Genomic DNA, 18373 nt, shown 5'->3' with positions numbered 1-18373 from the left:
CCGGGAGATGGCGAAGCGCTTACGCGTCGGGCTTCTGCACCGGCTGGAACAACCACTTCCGTTCGATCGCGGCGGCGAGGTCGATGTCGTTGCGGCGGGCGAAGAGCAGGATATGGCCGAGCAGATCGGCGGTTTCGTCGGCAAGGTCGCGGTCGAGTTCTTCCTGTGTCCGCTCTCTGCGACGGCCGCGACCGGTCAGCCGGTTCCAGGCCTGAGTGAGTTCACCCACTTCCTCCTGCAGCTTCAACAGAAACCAATCGGCGTCACGCTCGATGCCGTTGGCTGCGGCATAGGCAGAGGAAGACATTTCGAACTGATCGGCGAGACGACGCAGCATGGGCGTTCTCCTTTTGTTTATGGAGGAGACGCTGATTCCCGATGAATGTCCAGAGTGGCTCTGCCTAAGCTACCGCGGCAATTAGCCGTGGTCCGGCAGCAACATGCAGTCATAGGAGCGCTGCTTCAGCGCATCGCAGGCAGACAGCGCGGCGTCCTTGCTGGCGAAGCCGACGAAGCGGGCGCGGTAGATCCTATTCGCGCCCTGCCCGACAGCCTCGGTATACGGCGAAGCCGAAACGAGCGGGGCGCCGCCTTCCGACTGCGCCTGGGCGAGAAGAGCCCGCGCCGCATCGGCGCTGGGTGCGGCCGAGATCTGGATCTGCCAGTTTCCACCGACTTTTTCCGCCGATGTCTTCGGCGCCTTGCCGGCATTCAGGATCTCGTCCATCGCGGTCGGACGTTCGAGCGGCACAACGGCATCATCGGCGTAAGCCAGGCTTTCGGGAGCCGTGTTCTTCGGCGCGATCTCGATGGTCGAGCGCGGCGCGTTTGCCGGCACCGGAACATCGGAGGCCTCTGCTGCCGAAGCGACTTCGACAGGCTCTTTAACGCCGACGCTCGCAACCAGCCTTGCGCCGCCGGAGGACGAGGCGCGGCCGAGATAGCGGTCGAGCAATGCTGCCATCTTGTCGTCGCGGCTGCGGGCGGTGCGGCCGCCGAGCACGACGCCGACGACGCGGCGGTTGCCGTCCTTGACGGCGCTGACGAGGTTGAAGCCGGAGGCATTGGTGTAACCCGTCTTGATGCCGTCCATGCCCTGGTAGCGATACATGAGATTGTTGTGGCCGCGGACGGTCCGGCCGCGGAAATTGAAGCTTGCCGCCGAGAAAAGCCGGTACTCGTTCGGATAGTTCTTCATCAGCGCCACGGCGAGCGTCGACATGTCGCGCGCCGTCGTCACCTGGCGCGAATTCGGCAGGCCGGAAGCGTTGACGAAGACGGTGCGGCTCATGCCGAGCTGGCGGGCCTTCGCCGTCATCATCCGGGCAAAGCCGCTTTCCGAACCGCCGAGCTTCTCGCCCATGGCGGCGGCGGCATCATTGGCCGATTTGACGATCATTCCATAGACCGCCTCGCGCACGGTGATCGTGCCGCCCGCCTTGACGCCAAGCTTGGTCGGCGGCCGCGCGGCGGCGTATTTCGACATCCTGATCGGCGTATCCCAGCTGATCTTCCCGCGCTTCAATGCCTCGAAGGTGAGGTAAAGCGTCATCATCTTCGTCAGCGAGGCGGGATGGTTCAGCGTGTCGGCGTTCTCGGAGGCAAGAACCTTGCCGGTGCGGGCATCGAGGATCAGCGAAGCACTGCCGGCAAGGGCGGCAAGCGGCGCCGAAACGGCAAGCGTTACGGTCAAAACAGCCGCCAAAAGCTTTCTCATGCACTTCCCCTCAATGCGCTGGCTCTCGATAAGACCGGCACTTGTGCCGTAATGTGACAGAAGCCGCAAGTTTGGCGCGACTTTGAGGCAACGCCTACTAATTTTCTAGTCTTTTCATCGTCTTGGTTAACAAGGCATGAAGAAACCTGTGCTATGTCGGGATTCAGCAAGGCTTAAGTTGCGCCTGCTAGTTTCGGCAAACCTAGAGCATTTTCCGATTTCTCCAAGCCGAAAATGCTCTCTCTTCGTTTTCACGCATTCCTGATGCAAAGGCACTGCGCATTTTTGTCGGAATTGCTCAAATGGGCGGGCGCCGCATGACGGGACAATGGAAGCGACTGGCAAAACGCGCGGCGATCGCCGCCGGGCTGGAGGCATCCTGGTTTCTCGCCTCGGCCGGCCGGATGCGCGCGGCGCGCGGTCGCGGCGTCGTCTTCACGCTGCATCATGTCCGTCCGCACGCGCCCCAGGCCTTCGAGCCGAACGCGCATCTCGAAATCACGCCCGGCTTTCTCGATGGAACACTGCGGCAGCTGAGGCGGGAAGGCTACCGCTTCGTACCGCTCGATGCGGTGCCGGCATTGCTGGCGGAGCCCGAGGGTGCGCGGCCATTCGCAGCCTTCACGCTCGACGATGGATACCGCAACAATCTGGAGCACGCGCTGCCGGTCTTCGAGCGGCATCAGGCGCCGTTCACGGTGTTCGTCGCCGAAGGGTTTGCCGAGGGCTCGCACAGCATCTGGTGGGAAACGCTCGCCATCCTGCTGCGCCAGGCGCCGGAGCTGCGTTTCGATTTCGGCCGCGGCAAGGAGCGCCTCGGGCTCGACAACCCGCAGCAGCAATGGAATGCCTTCGACCGTTTCGCCGCCTATATCCACCGCTCCGACGAGGCCCGCGCCGTCGCCGCCATCGACCTGCTGGCGCGGGAGAATGGCATCGAGCCGACGGATATCACGCGCGACCTGGTGATGGGTCCCGGCGAGCTGCAATGGCTCGCCGGGCGTCCGCTCGCAGCGCTCGGCGCGCATACGATTAGCCATCGCGCGCTTGCCCGCCTGCCGGAAGCCGAAGCGAGAATCGAGATGCAGGTGTCGGCCGATTACATCGAGGCGCTGACCGGCAATCGCCCGACGACGATCGCCTATCCCTACGGCACGCCTGAGGCCGCGACCGGCCGCGAGGCGCGGATTGCCGGCAATCTCGGCTTTGGGGTCGCCGTCACCACGCAGCCGGGGCTACCGGCTGTCGGCCGGACGACCTATCTGCCGCGCATTTCGCTCAACGGCTTCTACCAGAAGCGACGCTACGTCTCCGCACTCGCCTCCGGCATACCGCTGAAGCTCATGGGCCGGTAAGCCCGTCAGGGATACATTCTCACCTTTTCCCATTCGCCTTCCGGCGACGGCCGGCGGAATTCGATGCGATCGTGCAGGCGGAATTTCTGGTCCTTCCAGAATTCGATCGAGGTGGGGCGGATGCGGAAACCGGACCAGTGGGCGGGGCGCGGGATATCGCCGAGGGCATAACGCGCGGTATATTCCGCCACGGCCTTCTCCAGCGCAAACCGGCTTTCGAGCGGGCGGGACTGTTTGGACGCCCAGGCGCCGATGCGGCTGCCGCGGGCGCGTGTTTTGAAATAGGCGTCCGCCTCGCCATCGGTCACGATCTCGACCGGGCCGCGCAGCCGGACCTGGCGGCGCAGGCTTTTCCAGTGGAAACACATGGCGGCTTTTTTCTGCCCCAAGATTTCACGACCTTTCTGGCTCTCGAAATTGGTGTAGAAGACGAAACCGTCGTCATCGAATCCCTTCAGGAGAACCATGCGGACATTGGGAAGACCATCCTCATCGACCGTGGCGAGCGCCACGGCATTGGGATCGTTGGGCTCGGAAGCCTCCGCTTCTTTCAGCCATTCGGCAAAAAGCTTGAAGGGCTCGCCACTTTCGGTAAAGTCACCGCTTGTTAACTCGTTTGCCGACATATTAGCTCAAATGCCCCGGATTATTCAAAAATCGCCCAGCTTTTCATAACTGGACAGGATGCAGGGTGGAAGTCATAGCAAAGTCATATCGCCATACAAAGGCCCTGCGGCGACGCGGCAGCGCGTTCTTGGTCATGGGCATCGCGATGCTGTCGCTTTCCGGCTGCCTTGCAGGCGGGATGGATTTTCTGAGTGAAGCCAAGGTCGACCGGTCGGTGGCAACCGGAACCGTGCCGCAGACGCCGCCGAGCACCGATACGCTCTCCGACGAAATGACCGTGCGCAACGCCGTGACCTCGGCCGACGTGCATAAGCTTGAAGGCCAGCCGCTCCCCTGGGCGAATGCATCGACGGGCAGCGCCGGCGTCATCGATACGATCGTCGAGAACAATGAATCCGGCCAGGTCTGCCGCCAGTTCCGCACGACGCGCCATTCCTATGTCGGCATCGCCAAATTCTACGGCAAGACCTGCCTCGTCGGCGGCGGCAACTGGCAGCTCCTGAGCTTCCAGCCGGAAAGCTGATTGATCCCCGGGAATCACCCCTCCCCTACCGCACAAGCCAAAGCCCTGCGGCGTCTTTGCGCGCCAGAAAGAATCACGGCGCTCCGGAAGTTAACGGCCGGTCGCGTTCTGCCGAATGCTTAGCAAAGAGCTAACCATTCGGGGCAAAACATCTCCTGTCTCCCAATAGAAATAAGAAGTGATTAGCAACTCGGCCGCACGATCGGGGCTGAGAACGGCTCTCCCTGCCTTTGCGGCGGGTGGCGGCTGACGAGTTGATATTGGACTTTAGATATTGGGCGGGGATGCCGGGCAAGGACATGGGCCTGCCGCATCACAACACCGGCGGTTTACATGCGCGATCCTTATAAGATTCTTGGCGTCAAGCGCGACGCGGCGGCAGACGAGATCAAGGCGGCCTGGCGCAACATGGCCAAAGCCGTCCATCCCGATCATAACAGGGACGATCCGACGGCGGCCGCCCGGTTCGCCGAAATCGGCCGCGCTTACGAGACGCTGAAGGATCCGCGCAAGCGCAGCCTGTTCGACAATGCCGTGCGCATGGCGGAAGCCAAGAAGCAGGAACAAACGATCATGCAGCAGCGCCAGGCTGCCCGCGAAGCCGCCGTCCGCGCCAAGGCGGCGCAGGCCAATGCCGAACGTGTGATGGAAGAGCTGGCGCGCGCCGCCCAGAAGGCGGCTGCCGACAGCGCCAAGCAACAGGCCGGCTCCGGCGAAGCCGCTGAAGAAATGGTGGAGCGCATCTTCGGCGCGCGTGCGGCTGCCGGCGGCCAGGCGCAGAGCCGCGCCCAGCAGGCTCCCTATCAGCAGGCTCCATATCAGCAGGCCCCGCAGCAGCAAACACAGAGCCAGACGCAGGCCGAGGCCGGCAAGCGCCCGGATGGCGAGACCGCCGAGAACGACATGAAGGGCGACGGCGAGCCCGGCGACACCGCGGCCAATGCCGGCGCCAACCTGTCGCTGCCGCTCAGCATTCTGACGTCGCTGGTGCGCCGTTTCACCGGGGCCAAGGATGCGGCTGCCGAAAAGGCGCCTGACGAGGTGGCGACAGCGACGGTCACGATCGACGACGTGCTCAAGGGCAGCTGGGTTACCGCCTCGCTGCCGGAGGGGCGCGAAATCGGCTTCGCCCTGCCGGCCGGCACCACGGACGGCCATGAGGTGCGGCTCAAGGGACAGGGTTTCAAGCTGCCGGGCATGCAGCGCGGCGACGCCGTCATCGCCATCCGTATCGCGCCCGATCCGCGTTTCAGGGTCGACGGTTTCGATCTGCACGCCGTATTGCCGCTCAGCATCGAAAATGCCGTGCTCGGCACCGAGGCGCACATCGATGGCCCGAACGGGCCGCTGAACGTGACGGTGCCCGCATGGTCCGGCTCGGACAAGACGATCCGGATTGCCGGTCAGGGTCTGCCCCGCGAAGAAGGCGGAAGGGGCGATCTGGTCGTCGAATTGCGCATCATGCTGTGGGAAAAACCCGACGACAAAGTCACCGATCTCATGCGGAGCATGCGCGAAGGCCTGTTCCTGTGAAATTTTTATGACATTCGCACCCTTTGTTACGATACCTAACAGTTGATGATCTCGGCCAAGCTTGAACCGATTAACGGCCTATGCCATAGGCAGGATCGATCAGATTCCTAGGGAGCGAAATATGGCTCAAGCATCCGGCCTCATGGCAGGCAAACGCGGCGTCATCATGGGTGTCGCCAACAATCGTTCGATTGCGTGGGGTATTGCCAAGGCCATTCATGCACAGGGCGGAGAGGTCGCGTTCACCTATCAGGGCGATGCGCTGAAGAAGCGCGTCGAGCCGCTCGCGGCTGAAATCGGCGCGACGCTCGTCGGCCACTGCGACGTCGCCGACGAATCCACCATCGACGAGGTTTTCGCAAACGTCGAGAAGCTGTGGGGCAAGATCGACTTCCTCGTGCACGCGATCGGCTTCTCCGACAAGGACGAGCTGACCGGCCGCTACGTCGACACCTCGGCCGACAACTTCGCCAAGACGATGCAGATCTCCGTCTATTCCTTCACCTCGGTCGCACGCCGCGCCGAGAAGCTGATGACGGAAGGCGGTTCGATGCTCACCCTCACCTATTACGGTGCGGAAAAGGTGATGCCGAACTACAACGTCATGGGCGTCGCCAAGGCCGCGCTCGAAGCCAGCGTCAAATACCTCGCCGTCGACCTCGGGCCACAGAACATCCGCGTCAACGCCGTGTCGGCCGGACCGATCAAGACGCTCGCAGCCTCGGGCATCGGCGATTTCCGCTACATTCTGAAGTGGAACGAGTACAATGCGCCGCTGCGCCGTACCGTCACCATCGAGGAAGTCGGCGATGTCGGCCTCTATCTCCTCTCCGATCTGTCACGCTCCGTCACGGGCGAAGTTCACCACGCCGACAGCGGTTATCATGTCATCGGCATGAAGGCGGTCGACGCACCCGACATTTCGGTCGTCAAGGACTGATTTCTCCATAAACGGAGCCGAGACCGTGCTTATCTACGTGATCAGACACGGCCAGACCGACTGGAATGCCGAGCGCCGCCTGCAGGGTCAGAAGGACGTTCCGATGAATGCCGTCGGCCTCGAGCAGGCCCGGCAGAACGGCATTGCCCTTGCGGAAATCCTCGGCGACACGGTCGGCGAATTCGATTTCGTCGCAAGCCCGCTCGGGCGCACGCGCGCGACCATGGAGATCATGCGCGCCGCAATGGGGCTGCCGCCGCTCGCCTACCGCACCGATCCCAGGCTGGTGGAGATATCCTTCGGCGAGTGGGAAGGCTCGACGCTCAAGGAATTGAAGGCGACGCAGCGCGAAAGGGTGGCCGAACGCAACGCCTCGAAATGGGACTTCATCCCGCCGGGCGACGACGCGGAAAGCTATGAAATCCTATCCTGGCGCACCGGCTCATGGCTGAGTTCCGTCGATCGCCCGACGGTCTGCGTCACCCATGGCGGCGTCATCCGAACGCTGTTCCAGATGATCGCCGACCTGCCGAAGAGCACCGCTGCCGAAGGCGGGATCCCGCAGGATCAGATCGTCAGGATCGACACCGGCGAGCGGACGATCGCCTGGCTGTAAGCATCGTCTAGGCTTATGCAGCTATGTCGGGACAATGGGATGCGGTCAAAGGAAGGCACGCCGCATAATCCTACGCGACGCGCCTCCGTCAAGCCCGCCTACTTGACGATATCGAGATCGTTGATGACGCGCTTTCCGTCGACCTCGGTATAGAAGACGATCACCTTCACGCCGGCTTCGAGACCGTCGAAATTGAATTCCTCGGGCGCCTGATAGGTCTTGCCGTCATCGAGCGTCAGCACGAGATTTGCCGTATCGACCTTCTTGATCGTCGCCTCCACATCGGCGCTCTCGGCAAAGCCGCTCATCGGCGACAGGAAGCTTGCTGTAGCCAAAAGCGTGGCGACGACGAAACGCATGGCGACAATCCTTTTGAAGCGCTGCACGAGAACATGACCGGCCACAGATAAGCTCCTGAATATGGCGAAAATTGCCCGTAAGAATGGCTTTTCCCGCCCAATTGATGAATAGGATTTTAAATATAATCAAGACAGCGCGTTAACCGTGTCTTTCTCCTCCTCCCCGAACTGTCCGGCATCGAATGCGGGCAAGCGTAAATTAACCCTCGGGCCCTACAGTTGCTCGCGAACACGAGGGTCTTATCTTGCTATCCAGGCTGGGCGACAACAAGCAGTTTCGGCGCGTGTTGAAGAATACCCGCGTCTCTTTTCTGGTTTCGTCGCTTGCCGCCCTCGTCGTTATCATGGTGGGCGTCGCTCTCGACCGGGCCAATACTGCGTCTTATGTACGCGAACTTCATATCCGCACCGAAAACGAGACGAATCTCATTCGCGCCCGCGTCATGGCGCAGATCAGCATGGACCTTAGCATCGTCCGCGATCTTTCGAACCTGATCTCCCTCACCAGCACCGCGAATGGGGAGGAAATGGAACGCCAGATCAACTGGCTGCTGATCCAGAACCCGCCTTTCATTCATATCGCCGTCGCACCCGACTTCATCGTCAAAGACGTTCATCCGCCGCAATCGGGGAGCGAGCGTATAGGCCGCGACGTTCGCGAGGCCCTCTTCTCGCGCCAGGCAATGACGACGGCGGCCGGCGATCAGACAGCGCGTTTTTATGGTCCGATCCAGGCCGACGGGCGGGATGCCTTCGCCATCTTCTTCCCCGTCTTCGTCAAGGAGAACGGCGAGCGGCGGATCTGGGGCGCGGTCGAAGTCACCATCGACCAGAAGATGTTTTATGAGGCGGCGGGGCTGCTGCCGGCCCGCGACCGCGAGAACCAGGAACGCTATCCGCATCTCGATCATCTCTCGATCGCCATCCGGGATATCGGCACGGCAGGCGCGGCAGTGGCACCTTTCTTCGGCCCGCCCGATATGGACGGCAAGGATCCGGTGCGCCGGAAAATCGCCTTTGCCGGGGGCAAGTGGGAGGTTTCCGCCGTGCCGACCGGCGGCTGGGAGGCAATCCCGGAGAACCGGACCGAGCTGCGCCTGATCGTCCTCGCCGCCGGCTGCATCATCATCATCCCGATCTTCTTCGTGACGCTGCTGCTCGGCGAACGCAACCGCAACATCACCGAGCTGGAGACGCGCGAAGCAAAACTGCTGGAACTGTCGCAGCGGCTCAATCTGGCACTTGAATCCTCCAATATCGGCATCTGGGAACTGCAGGATCACGCCAATAGCGTGCTCTGGGACGCCCGTGCCGCAGCCCTGCACGGCAAGACGGCGGAAGAAGGAGCCAGGCCGCTCGACGAATGGCTGGCGGCGATCCTGCCCGACGACCGCGAAATTGCCGAAGTGCATTTCTTCAGCTGCAGCATCGCCGGCGCCGCCTGCACGGGGCAATACCGCGTCATGCTTGCCGGTGGCGGCATCCGCCACCTGCGCTCGGTCGGCGCCTTCTATACGGATGCCGGCGGCACGGGCAAGACGATCGGCATTGTCTGGGACGTGACTGCCGATGCGGAGACGACCGACAATCTGCGCCGGGCCAAGGATACGAGCGAGGTCAAGAATGCCGAGCTGGAGCTGGCGCTCGAAGAGCTTTCGAGCCGCGAGGGGCAGCTCGCCGAGCTTTCGAGCCGGCTCGATCTGGCGCTCAATTCCTATCAGTGCGGCATTTGGGAGGCGCGGCCCCATCGGGGCGGTTCGATCTGGAACGAGCGAATGTACGAGCTCTACGGGCTCGAACCCCGCCACGGCTTCATGACCGAGGAGACATGGCTCGGCTGCATCCATCCCGAGGACCGGGGCCTGGCGCTCGAAAGTGCGCGCTATTTCAAGCAGCCGGGCGATACGCATACCCTCGTCTGCCGCGTGATCGCGGGCGACGGCTCGGTGCGCTACGTACGCTCGGTCGGCAAGGTCCACCAGACGGCGAGCGGCGAGATGAAGATCATGGGCATCGCCTTCGACGCCACCGAAGACGTGCTGATGACGATCCGGCTGAAGGCAGCCAAGGACGAGGCAGTCGCCAAGAATATCGAGCTCGAGCTTGCCAAGAACAGGATCGAACACAACTCGCTGCACGATCCGCTGACCGCGCTCGCCAATCGGCGCAAGCTCGACATCGCGCTCGAAACCCTGACCAAAGACGGCGTCCTGCAGCGGCAGAAATTCGCGATCCTTCATATCGACCTCGACCGCTTCAAGGAAATCAACGACACGCTCGGCCATGCCGCCGGCGACGCCATGCTCGTGCACGCCTCGAGGGTGCTCGCCAGGAACGTCCGCGGCAGCGATATCGTCGCGCGTATCGGCGGCGACGAATTCGTCATCCTCGCCGTCGATGTCGACGACGCGCAGATGGCCGAGCTCTCGGCGCGGATCATCGAGGAAATGCGCCAGCCGATCGATTTCCAGGGTTTCTCCTGCCGCTGCGGCGTGTCGATCGGTGTCGCGCTCGCAAACGGCATCCATGTCGATGCCCGCAAAGTGCTGATCAATGCCGATATCGCGCTCTATCGGGCAAAGAGCATGGGCCGCAACCGCTTCGAATTCTTCAATCACAATCTTCAGGCCGATATCGTCAACACCAAGCGCACGGCCGACGAGATCCTCGCCGGCATCGACAATGGCGAATTCACCGCCTGGTATCAGCCGCAATTCTCAGCCCGCACGATGGAACTGACGGGTGTCGAGGCACTGGTGCGCTGGAAGCATCCGTCCAAGGGGCTGCTGACGCCCGACAAGTTCCTGCGCATCGCCGGCGAGATCAACGTCGTGCAGACGCTCGACCGGATCGTGCTGGAAGCGGCGCTGCGCGACAGGATGCGCTGGGCCGCGCGCGGCATTGCCGTTCCCAAGGTCTCGGTCAATGTCTCGGCGCGGCGGCTGCATGACGGCAGCCTGCTGGAATCGCTCGCCGACCTGCATATCCGTCCCGGCGAGCTTTCCTTCGAACTGGTGGAATCGATCTTCCTCGACGAGAGCGAGGACGTCGTCTCGCACAATCTCGAGCGCATCAAAGCGCTCGGCATCGATATCGAGATCGACGATTTCGGCACCGGTCATACCTCGATCGTCAGCCTGCTCAAGCTGAAGCCCAAGCGGCTGAAGATCGACCGCCAGCTGGTGCAGCCGATCATCGGCTCCTCGCAGGAACGCGCGCTCGTCAGCTCGATCATCGAGATCGCCCGCTCGCTCGGCGTCGAGACCGTGGCCGAAGGTGTAGAGACGGCAGCCCATGCCGAACTGCTGCGCGATCTCGGCTGCGATATCCTGCAGGGCTATGCATTCTCGCGGCCGCTCTCCTTCGACGATTTCGCCACCGAAGCGGCCGGAACCGGATGGCGCCTGGCGTCATGATCGCCGCCTGCCGGGCGTCCTCGCTTCCGCTGTTCGCAAAAGTGGGAAACAGCATTTCCCGAGCGTGCCGGTTCCGCGCAAAGAAAGGCTTTTGCCTCGGCGGTTTTTTGGCCTATGAGTGTCGCGCCTTTTCAAGCAATGGCGCGACCGGCTTTGGCGCGCCACCCGTGGGAACACATGTCGCACAATACATTCGGTCACCTCTTCCGCGTAACCACCTGGGGCGAAAGCCATGGTCCGGCGCTCGGCTGCGTCGTCGACGGCTGCCCTCCGGGCCTGCGTTTCAAGCTCGAAGACCTGCAGGTCTGGCTCGACAAGCGCAAGCCCGGCCAATCCCGCTTCGTCACGCAGCGGCGCGAGGACGACCTGGTGAAAGTGCTGTCCGGCGTCATGCTCGATGCCGACGGCGAGACGATGACGACAACCGGCACACCGATCTCCATGCTGATCGAGAACACCGATCAGCGCTCCAAGGATTACGGTGAGATCGCCCGGCAATACCGCCCCGGCCATGCCGATTATACCTATGACCTCAAATACGGGATTCGCGACTATCGCGGCGGCGGCCGCTCCTCGGCGCGCGAGACGGCGGCACGCGTCGCGGCCGGCGGCATCGCCCGCCTCGTGGCGCCCGGCGTCACTGTGCGCGGCGCACTGGTGCAGATCGGCAAGCACAAGATCGACCGCCGCAACTGGGATTGGGACCAAGTCGGGCAGAACCCGTTCTTCTCGCCTGACGCCGCGATCGTGCCGGTCTGGGAGGAGTATCTCGACGGCATCCGCAAGGCCGGCTCCTCGATCGGCGCCGTCATCGAAGTGATCGCCGAAGGCGTGCCCGCCGGTCTCGGCGCGCCGATCTACTCGAAGCTCGATCAGGACATTGCCTCGCTGCTGATGTCGATCAACGCCGTCAAGGGCGTGGAGATCGGCAATGGGTTCGCCGCCGCGGAAACCTCGGGCGAGGACAATGCCGACGAGATGCGCATGGGTAACGACGGCACGCCGATCTTCCTTTCCAACAATGCCGGCGGTATTCTGGGCGGCATCTCCACCGGGCAGCCGGTCGTGGCGCGTTTCGCCGTCAAGCCGACGTCCTCGATCCTGACCGAGCGCCAGTCGATCGATGCCGAAGGGAAGAATGTCGACGTCCGCACCAAGGGCCGGCACGACCCCTGTGTCGGCATCCGCGCCGTGCCGATCGGAGAAGCGATGGTCGCCTGCGCCATCGCCGACCATTATCTTCGCGATCGCGGCCAGACCGGCCGCCTGAAATAGGAGCGCCCCATGCCTTATGACCAGAAGCGCGTCGTCGATGCCATAAGGGCCTTCGAAGCCGGCGAAATCGTCGTCGTCATGGACGATGACGACCGCGAGAACGAGGGCGACCTGATCGTCGCGGCCGTGCACGCCACGCCGGAGAAGATGGCCTTCATCGTTCGCCATACGTCAGGCATCGTCTGCGCGCCGATGCCGAAGGAAGAGGCCAAGCGCCTCAACCTCAATGCCATGGTGGCGGAAAACGATTCCGCCCATACGACGGCCTTCACGGTCTCGGTCGATTTCAAGCACGGCACGACCACAGGCATCTCCGCCGACGACCGCACGCTGACGGTGCGCAACCTGGCCAACCCCAATGCCGGACCTTCCGATTTCGTCCGTCCCGGCCATATTTTCCCGCTCGTCTCCCGCGAGGGTGGCGTGCTGATGCGCTCCGGCCATACCGAAGCGGCCGTTGATCTCTGCAAGCTCGCCGGCCTGCCGCCGATCGGCGTCATCTCCGAGCTGGTCAACGACGACGGCACCGTCACGCGTGGCCCGCAGGTGGTCGAATTCGCCGAGCAGCATGGGCTGAAGCTCCTCTCCGTCGCCGATCTCATCGCCTATCGCCAGCGCAAGGAAACGCTGGTCGAACATGGTGCAAGCTTCGATATCGAAACGCCGTTCGGCAAAGCCAAGGCGCATACCTATTCTCTTCCCTGGGATCCGATGCAGCACCTCGCCGTCGTCTTCGGCGATATCCGTGACGGCGTCGATATCCCGGTCCGCCTGCATCCCGAAAACGTCGCGGAAGATCTCTTCGGCAAGAAAAGCCCGGTCGACTTCTACATGCAGAAGATCGCCGAGGAAGGACGCGGCGTCATCGTCTATCTGCGCGAGGGGTCCGTCGGCGTCGGCCATTACGACAATGGCCGCAAGGCCCGCAGCCAGGGCCGCGAAGCCCATACGGAAGCGCAGACCCGCGACAGCGAATGGCTGGAAATCGGCCTCGGCGCACAGATCCTCAAGGATCTCGGCGTCAGCTCGATCAAACTGCTCACCAGCCGCGAGCGGCACTATGTCGGCCTGGAAGGTTTCGGCATCAAGATCAGCAAGACGGAGATCTGCTGAGCACTCCCCTTCTCCCCAGCGGGGGTCCGAAGCACGGGTCGAGGCGCGTGGCTCGACCCCGGTCGGTGGCCCGAAGGGTCGGATGAGGGGGCCGCACGGCACGACATTTATTGCCCTTCGCTTACGCTCAGCGCATTCGCGGCTTTGCCGCTCACCCCCTCAGCTGCCTGCCGGCATCTTCTCCCCGCTGGGGAGAAGCGGCGTCGTGGCCGCGCCTCGGTTCCTCGTTGAGCAAGATTATATCGGACGACTTCGCTTACCCCCGCCACCCCTCCAGCAGCACAACCTTCTCCACGCCCGCAAACCGCGCAAGCCGGTCGAGCTCGGCCTCCAGCTTCTCCAGCCGCCCCGCCGAAGCCTTCACGCCCGGTTCCAGCCAGAGCCGCTTGACGTCGAGCGTCGACTTCTTCCGATCTGCTTTCATGTCGATCCGGCCGATCAGCCTGTTTCCTTCGAGCAGCGGGAAGACATAGTAGCCGTATTCGCGCTTGGCTTCGGGCACGAAAACCTCGATGCGGTAGAAGAAGCCGAAGAGGCGTTCGGTGCGGTTGCGGTCGCGGATCATCGGATCGAAGGGACTGAGCACGCGGATGCGGGGCGGCGCATCCGGATAGCTGTCGAGCGTCGAGAAGAAATCGGCAAAAGCCCAGGATGACCGCGCCTTGTCGCCGAGCGCCGGTTCGATCAGCACCTCGGCCAGTTCATCGCGATGGGCGGCGACCCAGGCCTTGGCCTCATCGGGCGAGACCAGATTCCAGAAGGCTGCAATCTCGCCATGGGTGGCGAAGCCGAGGCGGGTGAGCGCGCTGCGGCAGGCCCAGTCGATGAAGTCTTCGCGACTGACCTCCGGTTCGCGGAATTCCGCCGGAATGACCCGCTCCGTGAGATCATAGATCTTCTGGAAGTTCGAGCGGCCGGCGATGGCGAGCTTGCCCGTGTGCCAGAAATATTCGAGCGCCGTCTTGTTCGGATGCCAATTCCACCAGCCTCCCGAAACGTGGCCATCGGCCTTAACGTCGCGTGCTAGCATCGCGCCGTCGCGCCGCACGCGCTCATAGGTCTCCTCGAAGGCCGCCTCGAAGCCCTCGCCGCGCCATTTGCGCCAGCGTTCGATGAGGACCTTCTCCTGGTGGCGGAACTTGTGCTTCCAATAAACAAAGAAGGCGCTCGGCAGGATGGAGGCATCGTGTGTCCAGTGCTCGAAGAGCGCTCGTTCCTTCTCAAGCAGAGCTTTTAGATGTTCGCGCCGATAGGTCTGATTGCGGGAGAACAATATTTGATGATGCGCCCGCTCCACCATCTGGATGCTGTCCACCTGGACGAAACCCAGCTCGTGGATGAGCTGCAGCAGCCCTGATTTGGTCAAGGCGCGGTTCGGTGGAGCGCTGAGCCCCTGCTTGGCGAGGAAGACGCGGCGGGCGTCGGAATTGGAGAGCAGATTCGTCATGCGCGCATCATAATCCGGAAAATCTTCCTAGCCACCCGATATTGAGCACGCAATATCGACGGATTTAGCTCTTTCATCGCGAGGGATAAGCCGTATAGAAGCGGATCGCATGGACGTGAGGGCTGGTTTGGATATTCGTTTCGAAGGTGCCGGGGTTAGTTTCGGGACGCGGGTGGCGCTGGAGCCGCTGACGCTTGCTCTCGGCGATAAGCGCATCGGTGTCATCGGGCTCAACGGTTCGGGCAAAACGACCTTCGCGCGGCTGATCAACGGATTGACGAAGCCATCGATCGGGCGGGTCATCGTCAACGGCCGCGATACGAGCGATGAAAAGGCGGCCGCGGCCGATGTCGGCTTCATCTTCCAGTCGCCGCAGAACCAGATCATCCTGCCGATCGTCCGGGACGACATCGCATTCGGGCTGAAGCGGCGCGGTTTCACCAAGGCGGAAATCGAGGCGAAGGTCGAGGGCGTGCTTGCCCGCTTCGGCGCCGAGACGCTCGCCGGTCGCCGGGCGCACGAGCTTTCCGGCGGCGAGTTGCAGGTGGCGGCCCTCTGCTCCGTGCTTGCGACAGGGCCGAACATTCTCATCCTCGACGAGCCGACCAACCAGCTCGACCTCAAGAACCGGGCGCTGGTCGAAAAGATCATCGCCGGCCTGACGGAAAGCGCCATCGTCATCACCCACGACCTGGAACTGATCGCCGATTTCGAACGGGTGCTGCTGTTCCACGAGGGTCGGCTTGCCGCGGACGCGCCGGCTGCCGAAGCGATTGCCCGCTACAGGGAGATCGCCGCCTGATGCAGTCGCTCTATGTCGAAGGCAACAGCGCAATGCATCGGCTTTCGCCACGCGTAAAGCTGGTGTCGCTTGCGATCGTCAGCGTCGTGCTGTTCATCAGCGAGAACATCGCCCTTCTTTCGGTCGCCGTGCTGCTGGCGGCGATCGTCTGCCGGATGGTCGGCATGCCCATGGCGGAGGGATTGAGGCGGCTGCGGCCGATCTTCCTGACGATCGCCGTCGTGGCGCTGTTCAACCTCATTTTCAACCCGTGGCACGACGCGCTGGTGACCCTGCTGCGGCTGACGGCGCTGATGCTTCTGGCCGCCGCCGTCACGGCCACGACGACCATTGCCCAGTTCATCGACGAGGTGACGGCGCTTGCCCGCCCGCTGGAGCGCACCGGCCGGGTGCAGGCCGACGACATAGGCCTGGCCATCGGGCTCGTCTTGCGCTTCGTGCCGGAAATTCTCGGCCGGCATCAGGCAATCCGCGAGGCACATAGGGCGCGCGGACTGAAGATCCGGCCGACCACGCTGCTCGCGCCGCTGATCATCCTGACGCTCAGGGATGCGGATAATGTCGCCGCGGCGATTGACGCGCGCGGCATTCGGCGGCATGGGAATTAACAATCTATCAATACGGAGTTCATGATGAGCACCCGCGACCTCGTTCTTACCGCTCTCTTTGCCGCGATCATCGTGGCGCTCGGCCTGCTGCCGCCGATCACGCTCGGCTTCATTCCGGTGCCGATCACCGCCCAGTCGCTCGGCGTGATGATGGCCGGCGTGGTGCTCGGCGCCCGGCGCGGCGCGATTGCCGTGGTGATCGTGCTGCTGCTGGTCGCCTTCGGGCAGCCGGTGCTTTCCGGCGGCCGCGGCGGCCTTGCCATCTTCGCCTCGCCTTCGGCCGGCTTCCTCATCGGCTGGATCTTCGGCGCCTTCGTCACCGGCTATCTCAGCGAACGTCTGGTCAACCACCAGCAATCCGGCCTGGTGCAGACGGTAAGCTTCTTCCTCGCCGCGATGGTCGGCTGCATCGTCGTGCTCTACGCCTTCGGCATTGCCTATCTGGCGACCGCCGGCGGTATGGGCTTCCCGAACGCCTTCATCGGCTCGATGGCTTATCTGCCGGGCGACGTGACCAAAGCTTTCGTCGCCGCCCTCCTCGGCCGCGCGGTCATGGTCGGCTATCCCCTGCTCCCGGCGCGCGCCTAAGCCTGGAAGCCCGATCTATCGGCAAATGCCGACGATGACCGCCCTTCACACGAGGGCGGCCACTTTGCGTTGCGGCCGCCTTGAGTGTCGCTTGCGTTGTCGACTGACCCAGCGACGGGCGGCGGAATCGACATCATTGTGTCTCACTGCGATGGTCAAGCGCCGCACCTAAACCCGGGACTCCTTCGTCCGTAAACCTGATGCGCGTTGCCCCAGCCTGTCGAAAGCTGATCGCAAGGCACTGCGGATCGGCGGCTCTCCCCATTTGCACACTGCCAGCGACATCGCACAGACGATCGCAACGGCCAAAGCAAGCGCAATCAGCGGCGTCATCCCCAGAGCGGTCAGCCAATCGAGAAGTTGGACGCCGATCGCGAAATGCAGGAGATAGAGCGGATAGGTCATGGATCCGAGGGTTTTGACCAATCGAAGGAGAGAGTTCGGCAGACGGCTGATCCGCTCGCTATAGCCCACGCTTGCAACGATGAATATCAGCCCCGCCAGCCAAATCGAGAGGGCCGGAAACGGCGAGAAGGAATGACCCGCTGCGGCGAGCGTGCGATCGCTGGTGCTCAAGCCTGCCATGTATATCTGAACAGCCCCTGTCACCAGAGCGCAGATCAAACCCACCCAGGCAATTCGGTTCATCCGGCCTTGAGACAAAAGCCATATGTAGATTCCGATGGCAAATTGGCAGCCATAATAAAAGGGTATCGCTCGCCAGGCAGTGTCCGTGAATATCGCCAGGGTGGCTGAATCAGGAAAGGCAGATAGGAGGAAAATGAAAGCTGTGCTGGCCAGCGACAGGCCGAGCGCCAAGGCGGGCATCCTCGTCTTTTGCCCGGCCGCGCACATGATGAAGACAAGGGCGTAGAAGCAGATCTCACAGGCCAAGGTCCAATATTGGCCATCGATCCATGGGCCGCCGGGGTAGAGCGTGATCGACCGCAGATAATTCTTGATGATGCGCCTGTTCACGTCTTCGGTCGCGATAACGATCAGCGTCAGGGATGCGCATATCCACACCGCCGGATACAGCCGCAGAATTCGCCCCTTGAGAAATGACATCGCACTGGCGGAAGCGGCCGAGTTGACGATGACGAGTCCCGATATGACGAAGAACAATTCAACGCCAACCCATCCTGGCTGGGCGACATTCTCGATCAGGGGCATTTTATACGGTCTCAGATAAAAGGGCGAAGCCCAGGAAGCAAATCCAAGATGAAACACCGTTACCATGAGCGCACACACAAATCGCAATGCGTCGATGCCGTAAATATATCGGCTTCCGGCCTCAGATTTTGCCATACTTTATTTTCTCCAACACCTTGCCCAGCGCCGCCTCGACTGACATAGGGCGCAAGACAGCCAGGACGAGCAAAAATTAGATTCAGTGTTGGATCCGTTGGTCTGCTTGCCTGCCAAATCTCGGCACCGCCCAAAATTCGGGCAAC

Annotated in this window: 17 protein-coding genes; 11 read left to right on the top strand and 6 right to left on the bottom strand. The window is 62.5% G+C overall.

The window, feature by feature from the left end:
* Nucleotides 1-19: 19 nt before the first annotated feature.
* Nucleotides 20-337: a MazG nucleotide pyrophosphohydrolase domain-containing protein gene (locus tag CO670_RS13295; protein ID WP_097590661.1), complete on the bottom strand. Its 318-nt coding sequence runs from the start codon at nucleotides 335-337 to the stop codon at nucleotides 20-22.
* Between the two features lie 81 nt (nucleotides 338-418).
* Entirely contained in the window at nucleotides 419-1717 is a 1299-nt protein-coding gene (locus tag CO670_RS13290) for a D-alanyl-D-alanine carboxypeptidase family protein (RefSeq protein ID WP_097590660.1), read from the bottom strand.
* A 317-nt stretch (nucleotides 1718-2034) separates the two neighbouring features.
* Here CO670_RS13290 and CO670_RS13285 point away from each other — a divergent pair, with 317 nt between their 5' ends.
* Nucleotides 2035-3072, top strand: a complete 1038-nt coding sequence (locus tag CO670_RS13285) for a polysaccharide deacetylase family protein (protein WP_097590720.1) — start codon at nucleotides 2035-2037, stop codon at nucleotides 3070-3072.
* Nucleotides 3073-3077: 5 nt separating this feature from the next.
* Here CO670_RS13285 and pdxH read toward each other — a convergent pair whose 3' ends face one another.
* Nucleotides 3078-3698 carry a pyridoxamine 5'-phosphate oxidase gene (gene pdxH / locus CO670_RS13280; protein WP_097590659.1) on the bottom strand — a complete coding sequence of 207 codons (621 nt, stop codon included), beginning with the start codon at nucleotides 3696-3698 and terminating at the stop codon, nucleotides 3078-3080.
* 65 nt (nucleotides 3699-3763) lie between these two features.
* On the opposite strand from pdxH, the gene CO670_RS13275 reads away from it, so the two are divergent.
* From CO670_RS13275 to CO670_RS13260, 4 genes are all read left to right on the top strand, one after another.
* Entirely contained in the window at nucleotides 3764-4222 is a 459-nt protein-coding gene (locus CO670_RS13275) for an RT0821/Lpp0805 family surface protein (protein ID WP_097590658.1), read from the top strand.
* 333 nt (nucleotides 4223-4555) lie between these two features.
* Complete coding sequence (locus CO670_RS13270; protein WP_097590657.1) at nucleotides 4556-5755, top strand: DnaJ C-terminal domain-containing protein; 1200 nt, start codon at nucleotides 4556-4558, stop codon at nucleotides 5753-5755.
* A 121-nt stretch (nucleotides 5756-5876) separates the two neighbouring features.
* A complete protein-coding gene (gene fabI, locus CO670_RS13265; protein ID WP_088678463.1) occupies nucleotides 5877-6695 on the top strand; it encodes an enoyl-ACP reductase FabI in 819 nt (272 codons plus the stop codon).
* A gap of 25 nt (nucleotides 6696-6720) precedes the next feature.
* Nucleotides 6721-7311 (top strand): histidine phosphatase family protein, encoded by a 591-nt coding sequence (locus tag CO670_RS13260; protein ID WP_097590656.1) that lies wholly within the window; start codon nucleotides 6721-6723, stop codon nucleotides 7309-7311.
* 98 nt (nucleotides 7312-7409) lie between these two features.
* Here the strand turns inward: CO670_RS13260 and CO670_RS13255 are convergent, their stop codons facing one another.
* Nucleotides 7410-7670 carry a DUF1344 domain-containing protein gene (locus CO670_RS13255; protein WP_003569889.1) on the bottom strand — a complete coding sequence of 87 codons (261 nt, stop codon included), beginning with the start codon at nucleotides 7668-7670 and terminating at the stop codon, nucleotides 7410-7412.
* Nucleotides 7671-7915: 245 nt separating this feature from the next.
* Here CO670_RS13255 and CO670_RS13250 point away from each other — a divergent pair, with 245 nt between their 5' ends.
* The 3 genes from CO670_RS13250 to ribB all read left to right on the top strand — a co-directional run bounded on the left by CO670_RS13250 (nucleotide 7916) and on the right by ribB (nucleotide 13474).
* Nucleotides 7916-11086 (top strand): EAL domain-containing protein, encoded by a 3171-nt coding sequence (locus tag CO670_RS13250; protein ID WP_097590655.1) that lies wholly within the window; start codon nucleotides 7916-7918, stop codon nucleotides 11084-11086.
* A 177-nt stretch (nucleotides 11087-11263) separates the two neighbouring features.
* Nucleotides 11264-12361 (top strand): chorismate synthase, encoded by a 1098-nt coding sequence (aroC, locus tag CO670_RS13245; protein WP_097590654.1) that lies wholly within the window; start codon nucleotides 11264-11266, stop codon nucleotides 12359-12361.
* A gap of 9 nt (nucleotides 12362-12370) precedes the next feature.
* Nucleotides 12371-13474, top strand: coding sequence for a 3,4-dihydroxy-2-butanone-4-phosphate synthase (gene ribB / locus CO670_RS13240; RefSeq protein WP_088678466.1), 1104 nt, complete (start codon nucleotides 12371-12373; stop codon nucleotides 13472-13474).
* Between the two features lie 256 nt (nucleotides 13475-13730).
* Here ribB and CO670_RS13235 read toward each other — a convergent pair whose 3' ends face one another.
* Nucleotides 13731-14921 (bottom strand): winged helix-turn-helix domain-containing protein, encoded by a 1191-nt coding sequence (locus CO670_RS13235; RefSeq protein ID WP_097590653.1) that lies wholly within the window; start codon nucleotides 14919-14921, stop codon nucleotides 13731-13733.
* 127 nt (nucleotides 14922-15048) lie between these two features.
* Between CO670_RS13235 and CO670_RS13230 the strand changes: the two genes are divergently transcribed.
* Genes CO670_RS13230 through CO670_RS13220 form a run of 3 tightly spaced genes read left to right on the top strand, consistent with a single transcriptional unit; the run spans nucleotide 15049 to nucleotide 16919 of the window.
* A complete protein-coding gene (locus tag CO670_RS13230; protein WP_097590652.1) occupies nucleotides 15049-15723 on the top strand; it encodes an ABC transporter ATP-binding protein in 675 nt (224 codons plus the stop codon).
* Nucleotides 15723-16331 (top strand): energy-coupling factor transporter transmembrane protein EcfT, encoded by a 609-nt coding sequence (locus CO670_RS13225; RefSeq protein ID WP_097590651.1) that lies wholly within the window; start codon nucleotides 15723-15725, stop codon nucleotides 16329-16331. Before CO670_RS13230 ends, CO670_RS13225 begins: the two co-directional genes overlap by 1 nt.
* Nucleotides 16332-16355: 24 nt before the next feature.
* Nucleotides 16356-16919 carry a biotin transporter BioY gene (locus CO670_RS13220; RefSeq protein WP_088678470.1) on the top strand — a complete coding sequence of 188 codons (564 nt, stop codon included), beginning with the start codon at nucleotides 16356-16358 and terminating at the stop codon, nucleotides 16917-16919.
* Nucleotides 16920-17087: 168 nt separating this feature from the next.
* On the opposite strand, the gene CO670_RS13215 is transcribed toward CO670_RS13220, so the two are convergent.
* A complete protein-coding gene (locus tag CO670_RS13215) occupies nucleotides 17088-18227 on the bottom strand; it encodes an acyltransferase (RefSeq protein ID WP_097590650.1) in 1140 nt (379 codons plus the stop codon).
* Nucleotides 18228-18373 lie beyond the last annotated feature (146 nt).

Source organism: Rhizobium sp. J15 (assembly GCF_002531825.1).
Classification (GTDB): domain Bacteria; phylum Pseudomonadota; class Alphaproteobacteria; order Rhizobiales; family Rhizobiaceae; genus Rhizobium.
This window is presented reverse-complemented; position numbering and strand designations above follow the sequence as displayed.